General features: G+C 71.2%; 25 protein-coding genes. 9 read left to right on the top strand and 16 right to left on the bottom strand.

The annotated features are described in order from the left end of the window. The first annotated feature begins 103 nt into the window (after nucleotides 1-103). Entirely contained in the window at nucleotides 104-1360 is a 1257-nt protein-coding gene (locus HNR30_RS33030; protein WP_181614035.1) for a sensor histidine kinase, read from the top strand. Nucleotides 1361-1363: 3 nt separating this feature from the next. Here HNR30_RS33030 and HNR30_RS33025 read toward each other — a convergent pair whose 3' ends face one another. Both HNR30_RS33025 and HNR30_RS33020 read right to left on the bottom strand, forming a co-directional pair. After that, nucleotides 1364-2017, bottom strand: a complete 654-nt coding sequence (locus tag HNR30_RS33025; protein WP_181614034.1) for a response regulator — start codon at nucleotides 2015-2017, stop codon at nucleotides 1364-1366. Nucleotides 2018-2026: 9 nt separating this feature from the next. Further along, nucleotides 2027-3346 (bottom strand): MATE family efflux transporter, encoded by a 1320-nt coding sequence (locus HNR30_RS33020; protein ID WP_181614033.1) that lies wholly within the window; start codon nucleotides 3344-3346, stop codon nucleotides 2027-2029. Between the two features lie 76 nt (nucleotides 3347-3422). Here HNR30_RS33020 and HNR30_RS33015 point away from each other — a divergent pair, with 76 nt between their 5' ends. Next, on the top strand, nucleotides 3423-4391 hold the full coding sequence (locus HNR30_RS33015; protein WP_181614032.1) for an aldo/keto reductase: 969 nt from the start codon (nucleotides 3423-3425) through the stop codon (nucleotides 4389-4391). 302 nt (nucleotides 4392-4693) lie between these two features. Here HNR30_RS33015 and thpR read toward each other — a convergent pair whose 3' ends face one another. The 3 genes from thpR to HNR30_RS33000 are packed head-to-tail and all read right to left on the bottom strand — an operon-like array spanning nucleotide 4694 to nucleotide 6964. Then, nucleotides 4694-5236 carry an RNA 2',3'-cyclic phosphodiesterase gene (gene thpR / locus HNR30_RS33010; RefSeq protein WP_181614031.1) on the bottom strand — a complete coding sequence of 181 codons (543 nt, stop codon included), beginning with the start codon at nucleotides 5234-5236 and terminating at the stop codon, nucleotides 4694-4696. A 31-nt stretch (nucleotides 5237-5267) separates the two neighbouring features. Then, entirely contained in the window at nucleotides 5268-6494 is a 1227-nt protein-coding gene (locus HNR30_RS33005) for an MFS transporter (RefSeq protein ID WP_181614030.1), read from the bottom strand. Between the two features lie 20 nt (nucleotides 6495-6514). After that, complete coding sequence (locus HNR30_RS33000) at nucleotides 6515-6964, bottom strand: MarR family winged helix-turn-helix transcriptional regulator (RefSeq protein WP_181614029.1); 450 nt, start codon at nucleotides 6962-6964, stop codon at nucleotides 6515-6517. Nucleotides 6965-7115: 151 nt separating this feature from the next. Here HNR30_RS33000 and HNR30_RS32995 point away from each other — a divergent pair, with 151 nt between their 5' ends. Further along, nucleotides 7116-7652 (top strand): DM13 domain-containing protein, encoded by a 537-nt coding sequence (locus HNR30_RS32995; protein ID WP_181614028.1) that lies wholly within the window; start codon nucleotides 7116-7118, stop codon nucleotides 7650-7652. On the opposite strand, the gene HNR30_RS32990 is transcribed toward HNR30_RS32995, so the two are convergent. Together HNR30_RS32990 and HNR30_RS32985 are read right to left on the bottom strand one after the other, a co-directional pair. Further along, nucleotides 7642-8658, bottom strand: coding sequence for a fatty acid desaturase family protein (locus tag HNR30_RS32990; protein WP_181614027.1), 1017 nt, complete (start codon nucleotides 8656-8658; stop codon nucleotides 7642-7644). The two genes, HNR30_RS32995 and HNR30_RS32990, sit on opposite strands and share 11 nt — an antisense overlap. 70 nt (nucleotides 8659-8728) lie before the next feature. Beyond that, the gene (locus HNR30_RS32985) at nucleotides 8729-10168 is read right to left on the bottom strand and encodes an NCS2 family permease (protein ID WP_312894808.1); all 1440 of its coding nucleotides are present in this window, start codon (nucleotides 10166-10168) and stop codon (nucleotides 8729-8731) included. Nucleotides 10169-10237: 69 nt separating this feature from the next. Between HNR30_RS32985 and HNR30_RS48440 the strand changes: the two genes are divergently transcribed. Both HNR30_RS48440 and HNR30_RS32975 read left to right on the top strand, forming a co-directional pair. After that, the gene (locus tag HNR30_RS48440; RefSeq protein WP_181614026.1) at nucleotides 10238-10450 is read left to right on the top strand and encodes a DUF2530 domain-containing protein; all 213 of its coding nucleotides are present in this window, start codon (nucleotides 10238-10240) and stop codon (nucleotides 10448-10450) included. Nucleotides 10451-10519: 69 nt separating this feature from the next. Continuing rightward, nucleotides 10520-11989 carry an alpha/beta hydrolase gene (locus HNR30_RS32975; protein WP_181614025.1) on the top strand — a complete coding sequence of 490 codons (1470 nt, stop codon included), beginning with the start codon at nucleotides 10520-10522 and terminating at the stop codon, nucleotides 11987-11989. A 46-nt stretch (nucleotides 11990-12035) separates the two neighbouring features. On the opposite strand, the gene HNR30_RS32970 is transcribed toward HNR30_RS32975, so the two are convergent. Both HNR30_RS32970 and HNR30_RS32965 read right to left on the bottom strand, forming a co-directional pair. Further along, complete coding sequence (locus tag HNR30_RS32970) at nucleotides 12036-15110, bottom strand: sacsin N-terminal ATP-binding-like domain-containing protein (RefSeq protein ID WP_181614024.1); 3075 nt, start codon at nucleotides 15108-15110, stop codon at nucleotides 12036-12038. 31 nt (nucleotides 15111-15141) lie between these two features. Continuing rightward, a complete protein-coding gene (locus HNR30_RS32965; RefSeq protein WP_181614587.1) occupies nucleotides 15142-15936 on the bottom strand; it encodes a DUF3027 domain-containing protein in 795 nt (264 codons plus the stop codon). A gap of 56 nt (nucleotides 15937-15992) precedes the next feature. Here HNR30_RS32965 and HNR30_RS32960 point away from each other — a divergent pair, with 56 nt between their 5' ends. Next, on the top strand, nucleotides 15993-17546 hold the full coding sequence (locus HNR30_RS32960; RefSeq protein ID WP_181614023.1) for an MFS transporter: 1554 nt from the start codon (nucleotides 15993-15995) through the stop codon (nucleotides 17544-17546). Here HNR30_RS32960 and HNR30_RS32955 read toward each other — a convergent pair. From HNR30_RS32955 to HNR30_RS32935, 5 genes are all read right to left on the bottom strand, one after another. Beyond that, nucleotides 17530-18786: an MFS transporter gene (locus HNR30_RS32955; RefSeq protein WP_246379918.1), complete on the bottom strand. Its 1257-nt coding sequence runs from the start codon at nucleotides 18784-18786 to the stop codon at nucleotides 17530-17532. The genes HNR30_RS32960 and HNR30_RS32955 overlap by 17 nt on opposite strands. Next, nucleotides 18786-19874 (bottom strand): MerR family transcriptional regulator, encoded by a 1089-nt coding sequence (locus HNR30_RS32950; protein ID WP_181614021.1) that lies wholly within the window; start codon nucleotides 19872-19874, stop codon nucleotides 18786-18788. Before HNR30_RS32950 ends, HNR30_RS32955 begins: the two co-directional genes overlap by 1 nt. Before the next feature lie 84 nt (nucleotides 19875-19958). Next, the gene (locus tag HNR30_RS32945) at nucleotides 19959-21014 is read right to left on the bottom strand and encodes a 3-deoxy-7-phosphoheptulonate synthase (protein WP_181614020.1); all 1056 of its coding nucleotides are present in this window, start codon (nucleotides 21012-21014) and stop codon (nucleotides 19959-19961) included. Nucleotides 21015-21221: 207 nt separating this feature from the next. Further along, entirely contained in the window at nucleotides 21222-21614 is a 393-nt protein-coding gene (locus HNR30_RS32940; protein WP_181614019.1) for a cold-shock protein, read from the bottom strand. Nucleotides 21615-21719: 105 nt separating this feature from the next. Next, nucleotides 21720-22313, bottom strand: a complete 594-nt coding sequence (locus HNR30_RS32935; protein WP_312894807.1) for an HAD family hydrolase — start codon at nucleotides 22311-22313, stop codon at nucleotides 21720-21722. Nucleotides 22314-22360: 47 nt separating this feature from the next. Between HNR30_RS32935 and HNR30_RS32930 the strand changes: the two genes are divergently transcribed. Continuing rightward, nucleotides 22361-22726: a hypothetical protein gene (locus HNR30_RS32930; protein WP_181614018.1), complete on the top strand. Its 366-nt coding sequence runs from the start codon at nucleotides 22361-22363 to the stop codon at nucleotides 22724-22726. Further along, nucleotides 22723-23340 (top strand): TetR/AcrR family transcriptional regulator, encoded by a 618-nt coding sequence (locus tag HNR30_RS32925; protein WP_181614017.1) that lies wholly within the window; start codon nucleotides 22723-22725, stop codon nucleotides 23338-23340. Before HNR30_RS32930 ends, HNR30_RS32925 begins: the two co-directional genes overlap by 4 nt. Here HNR30_RS32925 and HNR30_RS32920 read toward each other — a convergent pair whose 3' ends face one another. Beyond that, nucleotides 23341-24510, bottom strand: a complete 1170-nt coding sequence (locus HNR30_RS32920; protein WP_181614016.1) for an MFS transporter — start codon at nucleotides 24508-24510, stop codon at nucleotides 23341-23343. Nucleotides 24511-24618: 108 nt separating this feature from the next. On the opposite strand from HNR30_RS32920, the gene HNR30_RS32915 reads away from it, so the two are divergent. Beyond that, on the top strand, nucleotides 24619-25083 hold the full coding sequence (locus tag HNR30_RS32915; protein WP_181614015.1) for a MarR family winged helix-turn-helix transcriptional regulator: 465 nt from the start codon (nucleotides 24619-24621) through the stop codon (nucleotides 25081-25083). Nucleotides 25084-25097: 14 nt separating this feature from the next. Here the strand turns inward: HNR30_RS32915 and HNR30_RS32910 are convergent, their stop codons facing one another. Continuing rightward, complete coding sequence (locus tag HNR30_RS32910) at nucleotides 25098-25907, bottom strand: hypothetical protein (RefSeq protein ID WP_181614014.1); 810 nt, start codon at nucleotides 25905-25907, stop codon at nucleotides 25098-25100. Between the last annotated feature and the right edge of the window lie 30 nt (nucleotides 25908-25937).

The raw sequence follows: 25937 nt of genomic DNA, 5'->3' as shown, positions 1-25937 counted from the left end.
CAGTCCAGCCGGGCCACCCGGTCACCTGCCCTGGCCGACCGGCCACGCCCCCTGGCCATCCGGCCAAAGCCGCGACGCGGCACGCGCACATAGGCTCTGGACCATGGCCCCCTGGCTCCTGCCCGGCGAGCCCTCCCCGGGCACGGCCCGCCGTACGGCCAGGGACTGGGTCGCCGACACCACCCTGTTCGCCTTCGCCGCCTGGATGTGGTTCCTCGGGACCCACGACTTCCCTCCTCCGGGCGTCGACTTCGTGCCCCCGTGGATGGTGGCGGTCAACCCCTGGATCGGCGCCCTGGCCTGCCTGACGGTCTGGTGGCGGCGGCGGGCTCCGGTGACGCTCGCCCTGGCGCTGGTCCCCTGCCTGCTCGTGGCCGCCTCCAGCCTCGGCGCGACCATGGTCGCGGTGCTGACCGTGGCCGCGTACCGGCACTGGTCACGCGCGTGCGCGATCACCGCGCTGTACCTGCTGATCACCAGCTACTACGCCTTCTTCGCCGAGCCGCCCGGCATGACCCGCCCGGCCGTGGTGGGCTGGACGGCGATGTACTTCCTGGCCCCGCTCACGGTGGGACTGATCGTGCGGGCCAACCGGCTCGTCATGGACAGCATCAGGCGCGAGGCCAGGGTCCGCGAGCGCGAGCACCTGGTGCGGCTGGCCGAGACCCGGCGGGCCGAGCGCGAGCAGCTGGCCCGGGAGATGCACGACGTGCTGGCGCATCGGATCTCGCTGCTCAGCGTGCACGCGGGCGCCCTCGCCTACCGTACGGCTCGCGCGGGCGACGGCCAGGCTCCGCCCCTGGAGACGGCCGAGGTGGACGAGGCGGTGCGGGTGATCCAGACGAACGCCCGCCTGGCACTCGACGAGCTCGGCGAGGTGCTGTCGATCCTGCGCACCGACCCTCCCGGCACCAGCCCTCCCGGCACCGGCTCGCCCGACCCTGACCCGCCCGGCGCCGCTCCTCCCCGCCCTGAGCCGGCCCCCTCTCGCCCGTCTGGGCTCGATCGGCTCGTCGCCGAGGCCCGCGCGGCCGGTCAGCCCGTCCACGTGACCAGCACGGGCCCTCTCGACGAGCTGCGCCCCTCCGCGCGGCGCACCGCCTACCGGGTCGTCCAGGAAGCCCTCACCAACGCGCGCAAGCACGCGCCGGCCGCCGACGTCACCGTACGGCTCGACGCCACCGCCGGCACCGGCCTCAGCGTGCACGTCTCCAACCCCGTCACCCCCCGCCCCGACGCCGACACCGGCAGCGGCTACGGCCTGGTCGGCCTCGCCGAGCGCCTCCACCTCGAGGGCGGCACCCTGGAGCACGGCATCAGCGGCGGACGATTCGTCCTCACCGCCCACCTGCCCTGGTGAGACTCACTCGGCAACGGCGTCGTGGGCCAGGACGGCCAGCTGGATGCGGTTGGCCAGCCCCAGCTTGGCCAGGGAGCTGGAGATGTGCACCTTGACCGCGCCCACCGACAGGTAGAGGCGCTCGGCGATCTCGGCATTGGACAGGCCCTCCGCCACCGCCCGCGCCACCTCCTGCTCGCGCTCCGACAGCTTGCCGAAGCGCTCCCTGGCGCGCAGGGTGCGCGAGTCGGCGCCGGTCGCGACGTGGGTGATGAGACTGCGCGCGACACCGGGCGACAGCACCGGCTCGCCCGCCGCCGCCTGCCGTACGGCTTCGACGATCTTCTCGGGCGGGGTGTGCTTGACCAGGAACCCGGCGGCGCCCGCGCGCAGGGCGTCGAGCACCGTCGCGTCGGCGTCGAACGTGGTCAGCACGATCACCGACGGGCCCTTCCGCGCGGCCAGCGCCCGGGTGGCGGCGATGCCGTCGAGGTACGGCATGCGGATGTCCATGAGGACCACGTCGGGACGCAGCCGCTGCACCGCGTCGGGCACGTCGGCGCCGTCGGCCGCCTCCCCGACCACCTCGATGTCGGCCGCCCCGCGCAGCATCAGCCGCAGCCCGGCGCACACCAGGGGGTCGTCGTCGACGAGGAGGACGCGGATCACCTCGGTCATGCTGCCAAGCTAACTCCCCGCCCGCTCCCGCGCAGGAGGCGCCGGAATGGCGGGCGCGAGGTCCCCGAGTCGCGCGCTGTGCCGTAAGAACCCCGAGCCCTGCAACACCACCAGCGTCACGTTGTTGCCGATCAACGCCACCCACAGCCCCGTCAGCCCCCACGTCGCGGCCACCGGGTGGGCCGCCACGGCCAGCAGCCCGTAGGCCACGGCGAAGGACGCCAGGCTCCAGCTCGACCGTTTGAGCCCCGCCAGCCCGAACCCCATGACCGCCTGGGCCGCGTCGGCCAGCGTGGAGACCACCAGCAACGGCACCAGCGACAGGGCCAGCGCCTGCACCGCGGCATCAGGCGTGAACAGCCGGAAGATCCACTCCCCGAACAAGAGCAGCACCGACCCGCCAAGCCCCGCGCCCGACAGCCCGAGGATCAGCGCCGCCCGGTTGACCCTGCGCACCTCGGCCGTCGTCGTGGCCCTGGCCACCTCGGGCACGCTCGCCTGAGCGACCGCCAGCGCGGCGAGGAACAACAGCCCGATCGCGGAGTTGAGCACCGCGTGCGCCGCGGCCCCGATGAGCCCGGTGCGCGCCGCGGCATAGGTCACCACGGCCAGGACGCCGAACTTGATGAGGATCGTCCCCGCCAGCGGCAGCCCCACCCGCGCCAGCCTGACGATCTCGGTCACCCGCGGCCGCCCGGGCCACTGCGAGAAGCGGCCCAGGCCGGGCACCCTGCGCAGGCAGAAGACCGACACCTGGGTGCTCGCCAGCGCCGACACCACCATAGCCAGGCCCGCTCCCGAGGGCCCCATCACGGGGACCAGGGCGAAGGTGAGCACGATGTCGACGACGGTGCCGGTCAGGCTGGACCAGAGCACCTGCCTGCTGCGGCCCAGCGCGACCAGGACGGAGTTGGCCCCTCCGCTGGAGGCGAAGACCAGGACGTAGAGCGCCAGCAACCACGGGAGCGCGCCCATCGCTTCGACGACCTCGGCGGGCGTGCCGCTCACGCGCGCGATCAGGGGGACGCAGGCCACCAGGGCCGCGCCCACGGTGCCGACCGTCAGGGTCAGCCAGCGGGCGTCACGCAGGATCGGCAGGGCGGCCGCCGGGTCGGCCCGGTGCGGGGCGATGAACGGCACCATGCCGCGCAACGATCCCGCCACGGCCGCCGTCGCCGGGCCGAGCACGGCCATCGACAGCGCGAAGGCCGCGAGCGACTCGGTGGCGTGGTGGCCCAGGGCGATGGTGAAGACGACGCCGCCCACCATCGAGGTGATCATGGACAGGAAGAGGGGCACCGCGGAGCTCAGGAGGGGGCGGAAAGGCACGGGGGCAAGTCCACCACACGCCACCGACGAAATGCGCTCGCCTGGAGTCCACTCCAGGTGCTTAGGCTGGAGGGTTATGGACTACGTGAATCTCGGACGAAGCGGACTCAAGGTCAGCCCTCTCTGCCTCGGCACGATGAACTTCGGGCCGCAGACGACGGAGGACGACTCGTTCGCCATCATGGACCGGGCCCTTGAGGTCGGGATCAACTTCTTCGACACGGCCGATGTCTACGGCTGGAAGATGGGCGAGGGAATCACCGAGAACATCGTCGGCCGGTGGTTCGCCCAGGGTGGCGAGCGCCGCGAGAAGACGGTGATCGCCACCAAGTTCAACGGCCGGATGAGCGAGTGGCCCAACGACAGCCTGCAGTCGGCGCTGCACATCCGCCGCGCCTGCGAGGCCTCGCTCAAGCGGCTGCAGACCGACTACATCGACATCTACCAGGCCCACCACATCGACCGCACCACCCCGCTCGAGGAGTGGTGGGAGGCGATCGAGGTGCTGCGCCAGCAGGGCAAGATCATCTACGCGGGTTCGTCGAACTACGCGGGCTGGCACATCGCCAAGTCGCAGTCGTACGCCGACCGGCGCGGCCTGTTCGGCCTCGTCTCCGAGCAGACCCACTACAACCTGCTCACCCGCACCCCTGAGCTGGAGCTCCTGCCCGCGTGCGAGGACTTCGGCATCGGCGTCATCCCATGGAGCCCGCTGGCCGGGGGCCTCCTCGGCGGCGTGCTGCGCAAGATCGACAAGGGCCGCTCCGCCGCCGACCACATGGTCAAGCAGCTGGAGAAGCACCGCGACAAGATCGAGCGCTACGAGAAGCTCTGCGATGAGCTCGGCGAGGACCCGGCGTTCGTGGCGCTGGCGTGGCTGCTCAAGCAGCGGGCGGTGGTGGCGCCGATCATCGGGCCGCGCACGCTGGAGCAGCTCGACGGCACGCTGCGGACCCTGGAGATCGACCTCGACGAGTCGGCGCTGGCGCAGCTCGACGAGATCTTCCCCGGGCACCGCACGGCGCCCGAGGACTACGCCTGGTAGGTCCGAGGCCCCGGCTCCGCCGTACGGCCGCCCAAGAGGCCGTACGGCTCACGCCATGACGCCCGGGGCCAGCCAGGAGGCCGGTCAGGAGGCCGGTTGGGAGGCCGGTCAGGACACCCGGGGCCGGCCAGGAGGGTGGGTGCGGCCAGGGCGGGGCCGTTCAGGAGGGCGGGGCTCGCCCGTCACCACGACCGCCAGGCCGTACGGCTCACGTCAGGACGGCGCCGAGGACGACGATCACGAGCAGAAGGCCGAGCACGAGGGGCAACAGCCAAGGACGAGGACGATCCACGCAAGGGAGCCTAGCCGAGCGCCCAGGATGCCAGTGACTCGTACCTGAGCGGCGGCCCCAGGTGACTGCGCACCAGATGCACCTCGGCCGCCCGCCACGGCGAGCTCGCGAACGGCCCGAGCGCCTCGATCAGCGGCCGCAGGTCCTGCTCGGCCTTCGACCGGGCGAGCGTCAGGTGGGCGTGCAGCCGCTTGTCGTCGGTCTGCGCGGCCCCCGCGCGCCGCGCGCCCGCCTTGACCGAGTCGGCCAGGCGGTGCGCGGGGTCGCCGGTCATCCCGGTCCACAGCACCCTGCCCCGGCGCGGCGAGGAGAAGGCACCGAAACCCTCGAAGGCCACGTCGAGAGCCTTGTGCCTGGACACGGCACGGGCGAGGCGGGTCTCCAGCTCCGGCAGCGCCCGGTCCGGCACCTCGCCGAAGAATCCCAGCGTGACGTGCCAGGTCTCGCGGGCGGGCCAGCGCAGCCCCGGCACCCGGCCGGAGAACGGCGCGACGGCCCGCTCGACCTCGTCGAGAACATCCTCGGGCGGGATCAGCGCGGCGAACAGTCTCACGGCTGCCACGTTAACCCCGCCCGGGGTCGACTCATGCTCCGACGGCGGCGAGGGCCGGGCGGTGCACCCGGGCCCCAATGATCTTGCTCAGCAGGACGGCCAGCCCGGTGCCGACGAGCACCAGCGATCCGGCCAGGACGACGCCCACCCGGGGGCTCGCCAGTTCCGACAACCAGCCCAGCATCCAGGCCCCGACGGGCGCGCCCGCCGTGAAGGCCAGGAAGTAGATGCCCATGACCCGTCCCCGCATCTCCGGCGAGGTGGCCAGCTGCACGGTGGCGTTCGCCGCGGTGTTGACCGTGATCAGCGCGACTCCGGCGGGGACCAGCACCGCCAGGTAGAGCGCGTACGACGGCATCAGCCCCGCCACGGCGGTCGCGACGCCGAACGACACCGCTCCGCCGTACAGGAGCTTGCGCGACGGCCGGGTACGGCGGGCGGCCAGCAGGGCTCCGCCGAGCGCTCCGACCGCGAACATCGTCGAGGCGAGCCCGAACGACGAGGCGCCCGAGCCGAAGACCTCGCGGGCCATCAGCGCGATCGACGTCATGAACGCCTGGGCGAACATCGAGACGAACCCGATGAGCAGCACGGGGAAGAGCAGCGCCTCGTTGGCCAGCACGTAGCGCAGGCCTTCGCGCAGCTGCCCCTTGGCCCTGGGCACCGGCTCGGCCGGGTTCAGCTCGGCCTTGCGCATGAAGACCAGGCTGGAGATCACTCCGGCGAACGTCAGCGCGTTGAGCAGGAAGATCGGCCCGGCGTCCATCGCGAACATGAGCAGACCGGCGACCGCCGGGCCCACGACGCGGGCGAGGTTGAAGCTGGAGGCGTTCAGGGCGATGGCGTTGGGCAGGTCTCTGCGGCCGACCATCTCCACCACGAACGCCTGGCGGGTGGGCACCTCGGCGCAGGAGATCACACCGAGCACGAGGGCCATGACGTAGACGTGCCAGACCTGGGCGGTGCCGGTGATGGCGAGCACACCCATGGCGAGAGCCAGCACGGCCATCAGCGCCTGGGCGACGATGAGCAGCTGCCGCTTGGGGTAGCGGTCGGCCATCATCCCGCCGAACATCCCGAAGATCACCATCGGGGCGAACTGCAGCGCGGTCGCCGTTCCCAGCGCCACGCCGCTGCCGTTGGTCAGGTCCAGGACCAGCCAGTCCTGGGCCGTGCGCTGCATCCAGCCACCGACGTTGGAGATCACGCTGCCGATGGCGAACAGGCGGTAGTTGAAGACCTTGAGAGACCGGAACATCCCGGTCTCGATATGTTCGCCTAGATCTTGCTGAGCTTCTCCAGAATCGGCGCGGCCTGTCGCAGAACCGCCCGCTCCTCGGGAGTCAGCTCCTTCAACCGTTGCGTCAGCCAGGCTTCCTTCAGCCTGCGCTCCTCCTTCAGCAGGGCCTCGCCCTGCCCGGTCACGCTCACGGTCACCTGACGCCGGTCGGTTGGGTGGGGTGTGCGCGCGACCAACCCGCGCTCCTCGAGCGCGCCGATCACCCTGGTCATCGATGGGGGCTGCACCTTCTCGAGCTCGGCCAGCTCTCCGGGCGAGATCCCGGGATGCCGCTCCACGGCGGCCAGCGTCGCGAACTGCGTGGGTGTCAGGGAGTGTGCCGCTGCCTGTCGTCGAAGTCGCCTGGTCAGCCTTGCGAGCGACACGCGCAAAGCCGAAGCCAGGCCTGCGTCGCTGCGCAGGTCCAACTTTGGGGGATTCGTTAGCATGAGTCATTACCCTTGCTAACTATCACAACTGCCACGCATATTCCCCTTAGATTCGGATATGTCTCGCTATTTGATACCCACTCCAGGCCCCCGCGTGAAGCCGTAAGCAGCACGTAATCACATGACTTCGCTCACGTTGGATCCTGAAGACATGAAGAGACTCCTGCTGGCCGGGCTCGTCGTCGTGGTGAGCGTCGGACTCTACCTGTTCCAGCCGTGGCGGCTGTTCACCACCGTCGAGGTCGACGAGGCCCTGCCCACGGGCCCCTCGACGACCACCTCGGCGACCACGGAAACCACCACGAAAGCCGCCGCCGAGCCCACCGCGAAACCCGCCGCCGGCCCCGAGGTCCTGGCCACCGGCGCCTTCCGCTCCCACGAGCACAGCACGAGCGGCCAGGCACGCGTCCTGCGCCTGTCCGACGGCAGCCGCGTCCTGCGCATCGAGAACCTGCGCACCTCCGACGGCCCCGACCTTCGGGTATGGCTCAGCGACCAGCCCGTGACCGGCAGCTGGTTCAACCTCGACGACGGGAGATGGCTGGAGCTGGGCGAGCTCAAGGGGAACAAGGGCAACGCCAACTACGCCATCCCCGCCTCCGCCGACCTCGACCGCTTCACCAGCGTCACCATCTGGTGCAAACGCTTCAAGGTCTCCTTCGGCGCGGCCTCGCTCGTCACCGCATGACGGGTTCCGAGGCGGGCTTGGCGCGCAGTTGTGCTCCGATGGCGTGCATGTGGCTCAGCGCTATGCCGTACGACTCGAACAGGCCCGCCTCCGCGTAGGAGATGCCCAGAGCGTCGCAGTGGGCGCGCACGAGCGGCTGGGCCCTGCGCAGGTTGGGCGTGGGCATGCTCGGGAACAGGTGGTGCTCGATCTGGTAGTTCAGCCCGCCGAGCAGGACGTCGATGAACCTGCCGCCGCGCACGTTGCGCGAGGTGAGCACCTGCTTGCGCAGGTAGTCGTAGGAGTCGGCACCGGTGAGCACCGGCATGCCCTTGTGGTTGGGCGCGAACGTGCATCCCAGGTAGACGCCGAACACCGCCTTCTGCACGAGCACGAAGACGATCGCCTTGCCCGCCGGCAGGACGGTGAAGACCAGGGCGAAGTACCAGACGAAGTGGGCGAGCAGCAGCACGGTCTCCAGCCGGCGGTCCCGCAGCCTGGAGAGCGCGCGGACGCTGGAGACGTGCAGGTTCCAGGCCTCCAGGGTCAGCAGCGGGAAGAACAGGTAGGCCTCCCACTTGGCGATGAAGCGCGACAGCCCGCCGGCCCGCGCGGCCTGGTCCTCCGACCACACCAGCAGCGACGGGTCGACGTCGGGGTCGTGGTCCTCGTGGTTGGGGTTGGCGTGGTGGCGGGTGTGCTTGTCCATCCACCAGCCGTAGCTCATGCCCACCGCGAGGTTGCCGGCTACGCGTCCGGCCACGGCCGACGCCCGCCGGGTACGGAACACCTGCCGGTGCGCCAGGTCGTGGGCGATCAGCGCCACCTGGGCGAAGGCGATGGCCAGGACGATGGCGACGAGGAGTTGCCACCAGGAGTCGCCGAGCGACACGAAGGCCGCCCAGCCGCCGGCGAAGGCGAGGGCGACCAGGGACAGCCGCAGGGCGTAATACGCAGGACGCCGGTCGAGCAGACCGGCGTCCTGGATCACGCGGGACAGGCGGGCGAAATCGCTACCGTGAGTCACCGCACAAGTGTGGCGATCACGGCAGACCGGGTAAACCCCGTGCGCCCCCGCAATCGCGGTAGTGCCCGCCCTACTGAAGGCCGAGCAGGACCTTGACGGGGCCGAGCGCGAAGTAGAGGGCGAACAGGGCCGCCACCACCCACAGGAGCGGGTGCACCTCGCGAGCCTTGCCGCGCACCGCCTTGATCAGCACGTAGCTGACGAAGCCCGCGCCGATGCCGTTGGCGATGGAGTAGGTGAACGGCATGAGCACGATGGTGAGGAAGGCCGGGATGGAGATCTCGAAGTCGTCCCACTCGATGCTCTTGACCGAGGTCATCATCAGGAAGCCGACCACGACCAGCGCCGGGGCCGCCGCCTCGTACGGCACGACGGAGACCAGCGGCGACAGGAAGGTCGCCAGCAGGAACAGCAGACCGGTGATCACGCTGGCCAGACCGGTGCGCGCGCCCTCGCCGACACCGGCGGCCGACTCCACGTAGGTGGTGTTGGAGGAGACCGAGCCGGCGCCACCCGCGGCGGCGGCGATCGAGTCGACGAAGAGGATCTCGCGGGTGCGCGGCAGCGTGCCGTCCTCCCTGACCAGCCCGGCCTGGGTGCCGACACCGACGACGGTGCCCATGGTGTCGAAGAAGTCGGTGATCAGCAGCGTGAAGACCAGCAGCACGGCGGCCAGCACGCCGACCTTGCCGATGCCGCCGAAGAGGCTGAACTGGCCGAGCAGCGACAGGTCAGGAAGGCCGAAGACGTCGCCGAAGGTCGGCACGTTCAACTGCCAGCCGGCCGGGTTCTTGGTGCCGTCGGCCAGGGTGGCGGGGCCTACCTTGGCGATCGCCTCGACGACGATCGCGAGGATGGTCGCGCTCACAATGCCGATGAGGATCGCGCCCTTGACCTTGCGCACGAGCAGCACGATCGTGGCCAGCAGGCCGACCACGAAGACGAACATCGGCCAGCTGATGATCTCGCCCGCGATGCCCATGGTCAGCGGCGGAGCGGCGTTGCCGCGCACGAAGCCGGAGTCGACGAAGCCGATCAGGGCGATGAACAGGCCGATGCCCACGCTGATCGCCGTCTTCAGCTGGGCGGGGATCGCCTGGAAGACCGCCATGCGGAATCCGGTCAGCACCAGGACGGCGATGATGATGCCCTCCAGCACCACCAGGCCCATGGCGTCTTCCCAGGACATGTCCGTGGCGATGCCGAAGGCCACGAAGGCGTTGAGGCCGAGGCCGGCCGCGATGGCGAAGGGCGCGCGGGCCACCAGTCCCATGAGGATGGTCAGCACACCCGCCACGAACGCGGTCGCCGCGGCGATCATCGGGATGTTGGGCGCCGAGCCGTCACCCAGGACCTGACCGTCGGCGTCCTTGCCGAAGCCCAGGATGAGAGGGTTGAGCACCACGATGTAGGCCATCGTGAAGAAGGTGGCCAGGCCGCCGCGGATCTCGCGGGAGATCGTCGAGCCACGCTCGGAGATCGAGAAGAAACCGTCAAGACGTGTATTCACGCGCGAAGAGTGACAGGAGTGACCAAAGGGCGAAAGGTCCGGTGATCGGATCGAGATAGTGTTGATGCCGTGGAGAAGCAATGGCACCCGGATCCCGAGCCGATCGAGACCAACGACCAGGCCACGATCTGGGTCGGCACCGCCGCGTGGGCGATCGCCCTGGTGGCGCTGTTGATCTTCCAGCCCGCTCCCGAGCACCAGTGGTGGGTCTGGACCTGCGTGGCCGGCATCGTCGGCGGCCTGTTCGGCATCTGGTTCGTCCGCCGGTTCCGGCGTAGTTGACACCTGTCATACGGAAGTGCTGTTTTCCACCACTACATAGGTCAACGCCGGATCAACCATGCTTAAAGCATGAAGAAGACGCTGACCACCACGATCCTCTGTGCGCTCGCCCTGGCCGCCTGCAGCACGCAGACGCCGCCGCCCAAGCAGGCCCAGAAGGGTGGCAGCACCTCCACCCCCACGCCGACCAGCGCCATCGCGTGGGCGCCTTGCACCGACGTCCAGGGTCCTGACGGCAAGACCATCAACGATCCCGGCATGGAGTGCGCCAAGCTCCCGGTGCCCCTTGACTACGCCGCCCAGGGCGGCGAGAAGATCGACCTGGCGCTGGTCCGCATCAAGGCCACCGGCGCCAAGCAGGGCTCGCTGGTCTTCAACTTCGGCGGTCCCGGCGGCTCTGGCGTCGACACCCTTCCGCTGGCCAAGGCACTGTTCGCCGGGCTGAACTCCAGCTACGACCTGGTCAGCTTCGACCCGCGCGGCGTCGACCGCAGCGCCCCGGTCAAGTGCGGCGACACCGAGAAGTACGTCAGCGAGAGCTTCGAGGACGACGACAAGATGGCCGAGCAGTTCGTCGCCGACTGCCAGAAGGACTCGGCCAAGGTCCTGCCCCACCTCGGCACCGTCAACGCCGCCCAGGACCTGGAGCAGATCCGGGTGGCGGTGGGTGACGACAAGCTCAACTACTTCGGGATCTCGTACGGCACGCACCTCGGCGCCGTCTATGCCACGAAATATCCGCAAAAGGTGGGCCGCTTCGTCCTCGACGCCGCCCTCGACCCCACCATCACCTTCGAAGAGCGCGCCATCGCCCAGACCAAGGGATTCAAGCAGGCCTTCGAAGCCTTCGAGAAGGATTGCGCCGCCCGCAAGTGCAAGCTCGGCGGCGACGTCGAGCCGGCCGTCGACAAGCTGATCGACCAGCTCGAGGCCAAGCCGCTGAAGGTCAAGGACCGCGAGCTCACCGCCGATCTGGCCAGCACCGGCATCTTCGCCGCCCTCTACGCCAAGCAGACCTGGCCGCTGCTGGAGCAGGGCGTGACGGCAGCCCAGCAGGGCGACGGCACCATGTTGCTCCTGCTCGCCGACTCCTACACCGGCCGCAAGCCCGACGGCACCTACTCGACGATGATGGCCAGCATGCCCGCGATCAGCTGCCTCGACAGCTCGGAGCGGCCCGACGAGGCCACCGTCGACCGGGTCGAGCAGGCCACGGAGAAGATCTTCCCGCTGGTGGCCTCCGGCGGGCTGGGCTCCATCTGCCGCCACTGGCCCGCCAAGGGCAGCGACGAGGCCAAGCGCATCGACGCCACCGGTTCCGCGCCCATCGTGGTCGTGGGCGGCAAGGGCGACCCCGCCACGCCGTACGAGTGGGCGCCCAAGCTCGCCGCCCAGCTCAAGACCGGCGTGCTGCTCACCTACGAGGGTGAGGGGCACGGCGCCTACCTCAGCGGGAGCAGCTGCGTGACGCGCGCCATCGACGCCTACCTGCTCAAGGGCGAGGTGCCCCAGCAGAACACCACCTGCCCGGCCGCCTGACCCACCTGCCCGGGCCGCAACATCGGCCCGGGCACCATCTCATGCCCTACGACAGATCGGCCTCGGCCAGCAGCAGCGGCACCGCGTCGGGGTCGCGCAGCAGCGCCGCCACCGCCAGCCGGTCACCCCACTGCCCCGTCGCCCACGCCAGGCCGCGTGCCAGCCCCTCGATGCCGGTGCAGTGCACCTTCCCGTCGAAGAACCTCCACGCGCACTCCACCCCGTCGACCAGCAGCTTCTCGTGAAGCACGTAGGTCGCGGGAGCCGCGGGCAGCAGCGAGCGCACCTGCGCGGGCACCTGCTCCTCCGCGCCGGACGACGTCACCTCGCCGGTGGCCAGCTCGCCGGCCAGCGGCAAATCGAGCAGCTCGGACAGCGCCTCGGCCAGGTCGAAGGGCGCCAGCACCAGCGGCCGGTCGGCGACCAGCTGGAGCAGGTCGGGCGCCTCCACGACCACCGCGTCCTCGGCGTCGGCCACCACGATCACGCCGTCTCGCACGGCACGCACCCGCTCGGGCGGCGACACCCGCGACGGGTCGACGCCGGCCAGCGCCATCCACAATCCGCGCAGCTGCGCCCGGTCGAGCTCGACGGCCGGGTCGGCCATGCGCTCCAGCAGCTCTTCCGGCCCGCCGTGCGACTCCAGCAGGGACGCCAGGGTGGTGCGCACGCCGATCATCGCCAGCGCCGCCTCGTCGAGGCCGGTGGGCGCGTCGCCGTACAGCCCGTGGAGCAGCGGGTCGGCGCCGGGCAGGCGCAGGGCGCGCGGGCGCCGCCCGTCGAGCACCGGGTGCTCGGCCAGCCACCACGCGGTGTAGGACGGCACCTCGGCCCCCTGCACCCGCAGCGGCATCAGCGCGCCACGCAGCGGCGGCCTGGTCAGCAGCGCGAGCGCGGCGGGCCAGTCGGCGACCAGCTCCAGGTCGCGCACCGCGGTGAACTCGGGCGCGACCGGCGGCAGGTCGCCGTCGAGGAGGTCGAGGACGTCGTCGAGCCAGTCGTCCTCGCCGTCGAGGTCGTGGTCGCAGTCGTCGTGGTCGAGCAGGACGTCGGAGTCGTTGACGACCGCGAAGCCGTCGAGCACGCCGGCGGCGACCAGCGCCCGCGAGCCGTACGTGGAGACCAGCTCGTCGGCGGCCAGCGGCCCCTCTTCGAGGATCTCCGACAACGCGCCGCCCGGCAGGAGCAGGTCGCCGGCGGAGTAGAGGTCGCCGTCGGCGCCGCGCAGCGCCAGCTCGGCTAGCCACGGCAGCTCGCCCGCGGCCAGACCGGCCGCGTCGACCAGCGCCAGCACGGCCCGCGCGATCTCCTCGTGGTCGGGGTTGTCGAGCGACTCGGACACCGCCGCCTTGGTGACCGGGTCCTCCAGCACCGTGCGCGGGGTGGCCTCGGCGGAGCCCAGCCGCAGCAGGAGCGGATGCGCCGCGTCGGGATGCACGATGCGCAGGCCCAGCGGGCCCAGGTCGAGGCTGCCGCTCAGCATGAGCGTGCCGCGCGGCCCGCGCACCAGGCGCCCGTCGGCCAGCGGCACCGGCAGCGCGCCGAGCGACTCGGGGTCGTCGGCGGGCAGCACGTCGTAGAGCTCGCGCCACCACGACGGCTCGCGCCCTTCGACGGCCTCGCCCGACAGCAGGTCGGCCACGTCGGCGAGGCCCACCTGGCGCACGCCCAGCGTCACGAGCGCCGGGTGCCTGGACGGCCAGCCCGCCGGCAGCAGGCCGGGCACGATCTCGGCGACCCGCTGCAGCAGCTCGGCGGATCCGGGCACCACGGCGGCCTCGCGCCCGGTGACGACCCAGCCGTCCTCGCCCTGCTCGCGCACGGGATGCTCGACGGTCCACTCGGCGTCGGGGTCGTAGAGCGCGGAGTCGGCGAACGTCGGCGTCTGCACGGCGGGAGCGGGCGCGGACAGCGCGGGCAGGAACGGGGCGTCGGGCAGCCGTCGCAGGATCGCGCGGCGGATCATCGCGTCGAGCTCGCCCTTGCCCATCAGCGCGGGCACGAGGTCGAGCAGGCGCGGGGTGCGCGGCAGGTCCTGGACCAGCCGCACGTAGGCCTCGGCGGCGCGCTCGACCAGGAAGTCGGTGAGGGGCCCCTTCGCCACGTGGCGGCGGTCGGTGGCCATCGGGAAGGAGGCGATCAGCAGCGCGGGCAGGTCGAGCGGCTCGTCGGAGGGTGTCGGCGCGTGCACGACGGCCCGCACGCTCGACGGCAACGCCAGCCCCCGCGAGCCGGACAGCGGGTCACCGCCACGCCGCCGCTCACCGGAGAGCCCACCGCCGCCCTCCAGCGCGCCGTCGACCTCGGACGGCACCGCCCATCTCACCGACCAGTACGGCCGGGCGCGCTCCTCCGTCGGCCGGTCGGCGAACAGCTCGGCCACCTGCTCGGCGGTGAACTCCCCCGACTCCGACCACACCTGCCAGGAGCCGGGCTCGACGACACGCTCCTGCCCGTCGAGCTCGATCTCGATGCGGGTCAACGCGGGCATGCCCAGCAGGAGCGCCGGGCTCGCCTCGTCGAGCATCCGCCGCACGGCCTCGGCCGCCTGGGCGTCGCGCAGCGGCAGCCGTACGAGGGTGTCGAACCCGTCGGGCACCGGCAGCGCCTCGGTGATGTACGGCAGGCGCAGCAGCGGCACGTGCCCGCCGCGGTCGGCCAGGTGCCCGGCCAGCTCCGGCACGGCGGCCACGGCAGCGGCCGTCTCCGAACGTGACCAGCGCACGCCGGCGGCCCCGCGCGACCCGATGGCCGGGGAGTCGGAGACCGACACGACCGCCGCGAAGCCGACGCCGAACCGGCCCACGGCCCCGGCGTCGTCGCGTTTGGCCGACACTCGCAGCGTCGACAGTCCCTCGACGCCCGCGGGGTCGAGGGGCGCGCCCGTGTTGGCGGCGAACAGCACGTTGTCGCGCAGCGACAGGCGCAGCACCCCGGGCCTGCCGGCCCGCAGGGCGGCGTCGGCGGCGTTCTGCGCCAGCTCGACGATCAGTCGATCACGGTAGCCGCCGAGCGCGAAGTCTTCCTCGGCGTTGGCGTCTTCGCGGAACCGGGCAGGTGAAGCCTTCCAGGCCGCCAGCACGGCGGCCCGCATGCGATCTGTGCCGAAGAAGTCATCCATCACAAGGTCGGTAGGCTAGCGGCCCCCACCGTCAAGAATGACCGAGCTCTTCGCCCTCGCTGTCGCCGTCGACGGAGCCGAGATCGTCGTAGCCCAGGTCATCGAGGATGGGCACGGGCTGTTCGAAGGTCGGCGGCATGACCGCGGCCTCGGAATGTGCGCCGCAACCGTGATCTGCGGAGACCACCTTGCCGTCGTCGGGGGCGTATTCATTGGCGCACACCCCGAACTCCGACTTCAGCGCGCCCGCGAGCGGCCAGAAGAAGCCGCAGGTGGAGCATTGCGCGGGTGCGGCGTGCGCGATCGGCGTGTGCGGCCCGTGATCGCCGGAGTACCAGCGCCTTGAGGCCCGGTCGCGTCCGATGGCCGAGAGCACGCGTGCTCGGCCGAGGCCGTATTCGAAAACCGCCTGGTGGTCGGTCTCGTCGTCGTCGGACTCGTTGTAGCCCGGCACGAGCCGATCGTCGTCGTCGGCCGTCGGCAGCAGGTCGCCGACGCCCAGGTCGCCGGGGCGCAGCCGCTCGCTCCATGGCAGCCACTGGGGCGCCAGCAGGGCCCCGGTGCCGGGAAGCAGCACGGCCTCGCTCACGGTGACCTTCTTCGCGCGCGAGGCGCGCGTGACCGTCACCGCCCAGCGCCAGCCCCGGTAGGCCCTGTCGAGGCAGGCGAAATAGTGGGTGACGATCCTGTCGCCTTCGCCCTCGACGCCGAGATGCTCGCCCACGGGGCTCGGAGCGGCGAGTTCCTCGGCCGCCTCGCGCGCCAGCTCCACGGCGGCGACGCAGGCCTGATCGGGCGCGGCGGCACGGCTCCTGGTCCGCATCATCGGTTGGCTCACACTCCATTGTCACCTATTCCGGCAACCAGGTAAGACTGTTAAGCGTGGCGGATGGATGGGAGAAGGCGGGCGAAGTCTCGCGGCGCGTCGGTCGCGGGCTCGCCGACGCGGGCCGCGCGACCGCTCGGGGCGCGCGCAGTACGGCACGCGGCACGGCTTCCGCCGCCCGGAGTACGGCACGCGGCACCGCTGCCGCCGCCAAGGGCACCGCTCGCGGCGCCCGCAGGGTCGGCCAGGCCACGCGCCGCCTGACCCACGCCGACGGAGCCGACCGCACCGGGCTCGGCCGCCTCATCGAGCTGACCGCCACCCACAGCGTCGGCGACGCCCTGGTCACGGGCGCCCTGGCGACCACGATCTTCTTCGGCCTGCCGGTCGGGGAGGCGCGCGGCTCCGTGGCGCTCTACCTCGTGATCACCATGATCCCGTTCGCGCTGGTCGCGCCGTTCGTCGGGCCGATCCTCGACCGGTTCCGCTCGGGCCGCCGCTACGTCATGGCAGGCACCCTGTTCGGCCGGGGGCTGCTCTGCTTCGCCATGGCCGCGGCCGTGGGCCCCAACGATCTGGTGACGCTTTTCGCGTCGGCGCTCGGCGTGCTGGTGCTGTCGAAGGCCTACAACGTGTCGCGCGCCGCGATCATGCCTTCGGTGCTGCCCGCCGACATCACGCTCGTCAGCGCCAACGCCCGCGTCGCCCTCTTCTCGCTGATCGCCGCCGGGGCGGCCGTGCCCATCGCGGCTGGGCTGGCCACCTGGCTCGGCGCCGCCTGGACGCTCCGGCTGGCGATGGTCGTCTTCCTGATGACCGGCGTCCTGGCCGTGCGGCTGCCGCGCCATGTCGACTCGCCCGACGACACCGACGAGGAGTCGGGGCAGGTCCGCTGGCGCACCGTGCTCAAGATGGGCCCGGCGGTCACCGAGTCGATGCTCGCCAACATCGGCATCCGGCTGTTCTCCGGGTTCCTGCTGTTCTTCCTGCTCTTCCTCGTCCAGGAGAGCAACGTGCCAGGCATGCGGCCGGCCGTACCTCCGGCGGGCGTCGCCGTCGACCAGCTGACCGGTTTCGCGCCTCTGGCCCTGATCGCCCTGCTAGCGGGCGCGGCGGGCCTCGGCGGTCTCGTCGGCGCCCTGGCGGCCAACTGGGCGCGCCATCACTCCCCGTTGCTGATCATCCTGCTGACGTCGGCGTTCACGCTGGTGATCACCGTGGTGACCGCGGTGTTCTTCAACGTGTGGTGGGCGCTGGGTATCGCCTTCACGATTGCTTTCGCGCAGGAGCTGGGCAAACTCGCCATGGACGCGATCATCCAGCGTGAGATCGGCGAGGAGGTGCGCTCGTCGACGTTCGGCGTCGTCGAGGCGTTCCTCCAGGTGGCCTGGGTGTTCGGCGGGCTCGTGGGGTTGCTGCTGTCGCTCACGGAGAGCGGCAGGGCTGGGCTCATCGCGCTCTCGGTCGTGCTGGGGGTGGGGCTGGTCTGGTTGCTGGCCAGGAGGCGCTCGCGCATCAAGGCCCGCGACGCGCGCGCCGAGGCCGAGCAGGCGCCTTCCGGGGTGGTCGACGTGATCGACACCACCAAGCCGCTCACCCGGCCCCAGTAGCCCGCAGGGTGAGCAGCCCGTAGGAACGCAGCTCGGGCACCCTCCAGACGACCGCGGCCACGGTCACCGTCGCCAGCAGGCCTCCGGCGCAGATCACCACCCCGGTCCCGAAGATCGGCGCCGCCGTCCCGTGCAGCAGGTTGGCCAGCTGCGGCCCGCCGATGAGGACGACCGTCAGCGCGCCCTGGATCCGGCCGCGCATGGCGTCGTCGGTGAGCGCCTGGGTGATGGCGTTGCGGAAGGTGCTGAGCACGAAGTTCACCGCCCCGCCGGCGACGAGCGCCGCCAGCGCGAGCCACAGGTGCTGCGCCAGGCCCAGGACGATCACGGTGACGCCCCACGCGGCGACGGCCGCCGCCATGAGCAGGCCGTGGCGCCTGGCGCGGGTGAAGGTGCCCGACAGGAGCCCGATCGCGAACACCCCGGCGGGATAGGCGGCGTAGAGCATGCCCAGCGCGGGACCGCCGCCGGCCGGGCCGCCGTAGGTGCGCTCGGCCAGTTCGGGGAAGAGCGCGATCGGCATGCCGAAGACCATGGCGGCCAGGTCGATCCCGAGCACCGCCACGAGCAGCCGGCTGCCGGCCAGGTACCGGAATCCGTCCCCGATCTGGGCGATCGTCGAGCGCCGCGCTGCCGGGGAGGAGGCCGGCGGGATGCGGGGAAGCCTGGCGACGGCCCACACGACGGCCGGAAGCGCGAGGGTGTCGAACAGGTACAGGGTGCCGAGCCCGACGAACGGGATGAGGACTCCCGCCAGCATCGGGCCCAGGATCGACCCGGCGTAGCGCACCAGCGAGGTGAGGCTGTTGGCCGCCGGGAGCAGCTCGACCGGGACGAGGCGCGGCACCACCGCCCCCATGGTGGTCATGATGGCCCCGAAGGCCAGCCCCTGGCAGCCCACCAGCACCATCAGGACCGGCACCGACCTGAGGTCGAGCGCGGACTGCACCCACAGGGCGGCGTAGGTCAGGGCGAGGCCGCAGTGCGCGGCCAGGAGGATCGTCCGCCGGTCCTCGCGGTCGGCGAGCGCCCCCGTCCACAGGGCGGCCACGACCAGCGCCACGAAGGACACGATGGCGGAGGCGCCCACGGCCGCCGACGACCCCGCCATGGTGAACAGCTGCGTCGGGACGGCGGCCAGGCTGAACGACCCGCCCATCGCGCACACGACCGACGCCAGCCACATGCGACGGAACGCGGGGATGGCCAGGGGACGGCGATCGACGGCGAGGCCGCGCATCACCGGTCGGCGTCCAGCGGCACGACGTCGGCGACGACGCAGGCGACGTTGTCGGGGGCGCCCGCGGCGTACGCCAGCGCGATCAGGTCGTCGAGTGCCTGCTGCGGCCCGTCCGCCCCGGCCAGGACCTCGTGCAGTGACGCGGCGGGGACGACGGCCGACAGCCCGTCGGAGCACAGCAGGTCGCGGTCTCCCGCGGCGGCCTGGTGAAGCGACAGGTCGGGCTGGGTCCCGCCGGTGCCGGTGAGGGCCTGCACCAGCAGGGAGCGCTGCGGGTGGGAGCCGGCCTCCTCGGCCGTCAGCCTGCCCTGGTCGACCAGCGACTGGGCGTAGGTGTGGTCGTGGGTGATCTGGAAGAGCTCACCGTCACGCAGGCGGTAGGCGCGGGTGTCGCCGATGTGCGCCAGCGCGAGCTGGGAGCCCGACCACAGCAGCGCGGTCAGGGTGGTGACCGCCTCGCCGTCCGATGACGCCGCGGCGATTCTCCCGATCCGCGCGTCGGCGTCGTCGACGGCGTCGGCCAGCGCCCCGAGGAGGTCCTCGGCGGGGATGGCCAGAGCCTCCAGCTGCTTGAGCGCCTCGATGGCGGTGGCGCTCGCGAGGTCTCCCGCCCCGCCGCGCACGCCGTCGGCGACGGCCAGGAGGCGCGGCCCGGCGTAGGCGGTGTCCTCGTTGCTCGTGCGTACCAGCCCTGACTCCGACCTGGCGACGTAACGGATCCCGAGCATGGCCGCGCGATCGTCCACGGAGCTGCCCTTCCCCGTCAGGTAGTCGACGAGGAACGACGCCAGCCGCCCGCGAGAGGCGGTCTCGGCCTGAAGCTGCTCCCAGTAGCTCGCGATCTCCTGCGCGGCCTCGTCGGCGGGCAGGTCGCACACCCGGCGGATCCTGGCCAGGGGCATGCCCAGCCGGCGCAGCCAGGCGATCAGCCGGGCCCGCTCCAGCTGCTCCGGCTCGTAGAACCGGTATCCCGTCTCGCCGTCCACGGCGGCGGGCCGCAGGAGACCCAGCTCGTCGTAGAGCCGCAGGGCCTTGGGAGACAGCCGAGCCGCCCGAGCGAACGTTCCGATCGTCAGCAGCTCAGCCATCGTTCCTCCTCGTCCCGTCCGGCCCGGCCGGTATCGACGATGCTGGGGCTTGACCCATGGGGAAGGTCAACCCCGGAGATCCGCTCAGGCCTGGCGGCGGGCCCGCACCGCGGCCGCGAGTTCCTCGACGAGCGCCACCGTGTCGTCCCAGCCGAGGCAGGCGTCCGTCACGCTCTGCCCGTAGCACAGCGTCTCGCGCGGTCCCGGCTCCTGGCGTCCCGGCACGATGAAGCTCTCGACCATGATTCCGGCGACCGCCTCGTCTCCCGCCGCGATCCTGGCGGCCAGCTCGCGCACCACCGCCGCCTGCCGTACGTGGTCCTTGCCGCTGTTGCCGTGCGAGGCGTCGACGATGAGCCTGGCCGGCAGCGAGGCCTTCTCCAGCAGGGCCAGGGCGTCGCGCACGTCGGAGGGGGCGTAGTTGGGCCCGGAGCGCCCGCCGCGCAGGATCACGTGGCAGTCGGGGTTGCCGGAGGTGGACACGACGGACGCGCGGCCCTGGTCGTCGATGCCGAAGAAGACCTGGGGGTGCGAGGAGGCGACGATGCCGTCGATGGCCACCTGCACGTCGCCGTCGGTGGCGTTCTTGAACCCGACCGGCATCGACAGGCCCGAGGTGAGCTGGCGGTGCACCTGGCTCTCGGGGGTGCGGGCGCCGATGGCGCCCCAGCTGACGGCGTCGGCGATGTACTGCGGGCTGGTCGGCTCCAGGAACTCGCACCCGACCGGCAGCCCGGTGTCGAGCACGTCGAGCAGGACGGTGCGGGCCAGGCGCAGGCCGCGGCTCACGTCGTGGCCGCCGTCGAGGTCGGGGTCGTTGATGAGGCCCTTCCAGCCGATGGTGGTGCGGGGCTTCTCGAAGTAGACGCGCATGACGATCTGCAGGGCGTCGCTGACGCCGGGCACCAGGGCGGCCAGGCGGCGGGCGTAGTCGAGCGCGGCCTCGGGGTCGTGCACGGAGCACGGCCCGACCACGAGCAGCAGCCGGTCGTCGGCCCCGGTGAGGATCTCCTGTACGGCACGGCGACCGGCGGTGACGACGGCCGCCCGCTGTTCGCCGAGGGGCTGTTGAGCCAGGAGCTCGGCGGGCGTGGGCAGCGGTTCGAAGGAGGTGATGCGCAGGTCGCTGGTGACAGTCATGGGTGCTTGCTCCAGTAATCGGAGGCGGCCCCATGCCGGGAGTCCCAGAGCCAGGTCCGCCTAAACGACGAAAGGCAGAGACGAGATGTCTCTGCCTTGTGGCTCCGGGTGATCAGCAGGTCAGCGCATATGGACCTCGGCCCCACCCGGAGCCGTTCCATAGCGCCAAAATCGGCTGATCAATGACATGCCGGAGAGGCTAGCACACTAATCGAGGTCGTCCGCTACCACCCTCAGCACCTGAGCGATTTTCTTGGAGTGCGCGCCGTCGGGGTGCTTGCCCCGCCGGTAGATCTCCGAGATCCCGTCGAGCAGCTTGATCAGATCCTCGACGATGACCACCATCTCGTCCGGCTTCTTCCGCTTGGCCTTCACCTTGGGCTTGGCCAGGGTCGGCGGCTGCTCCAGGATCCGGACCGAGAGGGCCTGCTGTCCACGCCGGGACTCGGCCACGCCGAACTCGACCTTCTGGCCGGGCTTGAGCGCGGGCGCCCCGGCGGGCAGCGCGGAAGAATGCACGAAGACCTCACCGCCGTCGTCGCGGGTGAGGAAGCCGAATCCCTTGTCGGCGTCGTACCACTTGACCTTGCCACTCGGCACAGGGGACCTCGTTCAGACTGTCGGGAAAGTACTGTCGGAAAAAGTGAGTGGAAGTAGGTTATTCCCCGCACGCCCCGAGGGCGACCGGGTAAATCCGGGGCGAATTCAGTGCTGCCAGCCGTCGAACCAGGACGCGAACTCCTTCAGATCGTCCAACGCCACATCCGCTCCGTGCTCCCGCAGTTCGCCCACGGTGTAGGGCCCGGTCGCCACCGCCACGCTGACGGCCCCGCCCGCCCTGGCCGCCTCGATGTCGGCGACGTGGTCTCCAACATAGGCCGCCGCGCCGAAGCGCGCGAGAGCCGAACCCTTCGCGGATCCGAAAACCGATCCGACCACTTCGTCCACCTCGAAACCGAGCGCCTCGACCGTGCTGGTGGCGTCACGCACGTTCTTGCCCGTCACGACGATGACCTTGCCTCCGCGGGCCCGTACAGCGGCCAGCGCCTCGTGCGCGCCGGGCATCGCGGTGGTCATCGGCAGGGCGTAGGCCGGGTACAGCTCGCGGAAGGCCAGGGCCGCGGCGGCGATGTCGGTCTCCGGCAGCCAGTTGGCCAGTTCGTGCTCCAGCGGAGGCCCCAGCCGGGTCACGATGGCCGCGCTGTCGAAGACCACCCCCAGCCGCAGCCCCAGCTGGTCGTAGCAGGCGGCGATGCCCGATCGGGTGTCGGCAAGCGTCATATCCAGGTCAAATCCCACGTTCCCCACGCTGTGAAGAATGCCACCCGTGGGGGAAGGATGGACACATGGCCAACCCCCCAGACGCCGACCGCCGCCCGGCCGTCCGGCATCGTCCGGCCAAGCCCGGCCCTTCGAGTGGCCCCACGCCGCTGCGGCGGGTGGCGGAGGCGCTGATCTGGCTCGTCCGGCTCACCACCCGGCTGGCGGCCCTGATCGTGGTGCTCTACGCGGTTTTCACGGTGTTCAAGGCGAATCCCGCCAACGTCTGGTACCAGGTCGTGGAGTCGGCCGCGGGCGGTCTGTCACTGGGTCTGGCGGGCCTGTTCCAGCTCGCGGACGATCGGTGGGAGGCGCTGGTCAACTACGGTCTCGCGGCGGTGGTCTGGCTGATCATCGGCTCGGTGCTGGCGAGTATCCTGAGGAAACTATGACGAGGTCGACGCGCGAGCGGATCATCGACGAGGCGCTGCGGCTGTTCGCCGAGCGCGGCTACGCGGCGACCTCGGTGGCCGAGATCGAGGCGGCCTCCGGCCTGTCTCCCGGCGCCGGAGGGCTCTACCGGCACTTCAAGTCCAAGTACGAAGTGCTGGCCGCGGCCATCCACGAGCACGCCGCGCGCACCCGCAGCCAGGTCGCCGTGAGCCTGGCCGAGCTCGACGAGCTGGAGTCGCGGACCGACCTGGAGGGGCGCCTGGCCCACCTGTGCCGCTCCGGCCTGGCCAAGGTGCGCGAGGAGAGCGAGCTGACGCGCGTCTTCTTCCGCGACCTCAGCCAGTTCCCCGAGCTGGTGGCGGTGGTCCAGGAGGGCCTGCTGCAGCCGATGTTCGACGCGATCGTCTCCTGGTTCAAGACTCAGCCCGAATACTCCCAGGCCGACGTCGACTGGACCGGCGTGGCCGTGGTGCTGGGCGGCTCGGTGGTGCACTACCGCCTGTTCCAGGAGACCGTGGGCACCTCACCGGGCCATGCCGAGAAGGAGCAGTTCGTGGCCGGGTGGGTGCGCCTGGCGATGGGCCTGCTGCCGGCCCACGCACCGGTCAGCTAGCTAGCGCAGGGCCGCCTGCGGGGCGCCGATCCTGCCGCGCTCCACCACGCCCGAGATCACCGCGACACCCAGCCCCGCCGTACCCAGGATGGCCCCCACCCACAGCGGCGAGGTGAAGCCGAGCCCCGCGTCGATGGCCAGTCCTGCGAAGAACGGCCCGATGGCGTTGCCCAGGTTGAAGGCGGCCACGTTGGCCGCCGAGCCCATGACCTGCGCCCCGGTGGCCTTCTCCAGCACCCGGGTCTGCAGCGGCGGGATCGACGCCGAGGCCACCACGCCGAACAGGGTGATCGTCACAGCCGCCCCGATCATGGTGTGCGAGGTGGCGATGAGCACCAGCGCCACCGCGACGATGCCGCCGAGCAGCACGTAGATGCTGGGCATGAGTGCCCGGTCGGCCATGCGCCCGCCGATGGGGCCGCCGATCAGCATGCCGACGCCGAGCAGGGTGATCACGATGGGCACCGATCCGGCGGAGAACCCGGAGACCTCGGTGAGCAGGGGCGAGACGTAGGTGATCACCGCGAAGGCCGGTGCCCAGCCCAGCGCGGTCATGGCCAGCACCAGCCAGACCTGCCCGCTGCGGAAGATCCGCAGTTCCTGGCGCAGCCCCGAGTCGGGCCTGGGCCCGCGCGGCACCAGCAGCGCGATCCCGGCCAGCGCGACCACGCCGATCACCACGACCGCCCAGAAGGTCGAGCGCCAGCCGAGCTGCTGGCCCAGGAAGGTGCCGAACGGCACGCCGACCACGTTGGCCAGGCTGAGCCCGGTGAACATCAGGGCGATGGCGCTGGCCCGCCGCTCCGGCCTGACCAGGTCGGCGGCGACCACGGCGGCGACGCCCACGTAGGCGCCGTGCGCGAAGGAGGCCACGATCCTGCCCGCCATGAGCGCGCCGTATCCGGGCGCCAGCGCGGACAGCACGTGAGCCACGGCGAACAGCACCATCACCGCCATCAGCAGGGTCTTCCTCGGCATCCGTGCCCCCAGCGCGGTCATCAAGGGGGCTCCCACGACGACGCCGAAGGCGTAGCCGGAGACCAGCAGTCCCGCGGCCGGGATCGAGGTGTGGAAATCCGCCGCCAGGTCGGGCAGCAGCCCGGCGATGACGAACTCCGTGGTGCCGATCCCGAAGGCACCCAGAGCCAGCGCGAGCAGCGCGAGAGGCATGATGGAGCACTCCTCATATAAACTGATAGCCAGCGCGTGCATTAATTGCACACGCCTCATATATGAGCATGCAACTACATGCGTGTGCAACTTTTGGAGGGGTGAGCCATGTCACTAGAGACCAGGGCCCAGGGCTGGCGCACCCTCGCGGCCCTGCAACAACGCATCGAGACGAAGATCGAGAAAGCGCTCCAGGACCACCACGACCTGAGCGTCAACGAGTTCTGCCTGCTGCACCACCTGTCGGTCCCCGGCGGGCCGAGCACCCGCATGCAGCACCTGGCCGAGATGCTCGTGCTCAGCCAGAGCGCCACGACCCGCCTGGTCACCCGGCTCGAGAACCGGGGCCTGGTCAAGCGGGTGCTGTCGGCGGAGGACCGGCGCGGCATCTACGCCGAGGCCACCGAGTCGGGACGCGAACTGCACGACAGGGCGGTGCCCACGCACAACGAGGCGCTCGAGGCGGCGTTGCGCGAGGCCGAGGGCCTGCCCGAGCTCACGCCGCTGGTCTCCGCCCTGGAGACGCTGGCACTCAAGGTTCAGCCGTTGAGCGGCCTCGAGGCTCAGCCGTAGCGCAGCCTCAACGCTCAGCCGTTGAGCAGCTGGTAGGCCATCCTGGCCACGCCGAGCCCGGCGCCGATCATGAACATGATCCCGCTGACCGCCCAGAACTCCGTCATGAAGCGCTCGAACCCGCTGAACCCGCCCAGCCGTACCGCCGCCACCAGCGCGCCGCCCAGGGCGTAGCCGATCATCGGGGAGGCCAGCCCCCACAGCCGCTCGCGCAGCGTCCAGCCCTCGCTGATCAGCGTGAGCACCGCCCCGACGGCCCACACCAGCACCGGGATCTCGAAGATCGCCAGCTCGCCCACGTGGAAGGGCACCATCAGCCCGGCGATCAGGAACAGCACCATCGCGGTCACCTCACGCGGATGGTCCTGCAGGATGGTCCAGGCGTCGCGCCCCTCGGTGGTGTAGGGGTTGGCGCTCGACATGAAAGCGCTCCGCAGCCCGGCGAACGGCGAGCGGCGGCGCGGTGGCCGCGACAGATGCCGCTGCGCCAGCTGGCGCCCCCTGATGACGCCGGGCGGCGCGTCGTCGACGATGCGCGGGCCGACGGCGGGAAACTGCGCCGTCTTGCGCGGCTCCTCGGGCGGGGGCTCGACGATCGGGTTGAGCTGCCTGACCTCGCGCTCGACGAGCGCGCGGGGGTCGCCGAACCTGGCGAGGACCTTGGCCACGTCCTTGGCGGTCCGTGCGTCCCCGCGCTCGCGCTCGATGCTGGCGCGTAACCTTTTCACGAAGTCGATGCGCTGGTCCGGACGGAGCACTCCGTGCGCCGCGTCCGCCGCCCGGGCCACGTAGTCGAGAACCAACTGATCAGCTCTCTCGTTCACAAGCCAAAACTACAGCGACTTACCATTTTC

The organism is Nonomuraea soli (assembly GCF_013761175.1).
Classification (GTDB): Bacteria; Actinomycetota; Actinomycetes; order Streptosporangiales; family Streptosporangiaceae; genus Nonomuraea; species Nonomuraea soli.
This window is presented reverse-complemented; position numbering and strand designations above follow the sequence as displayed.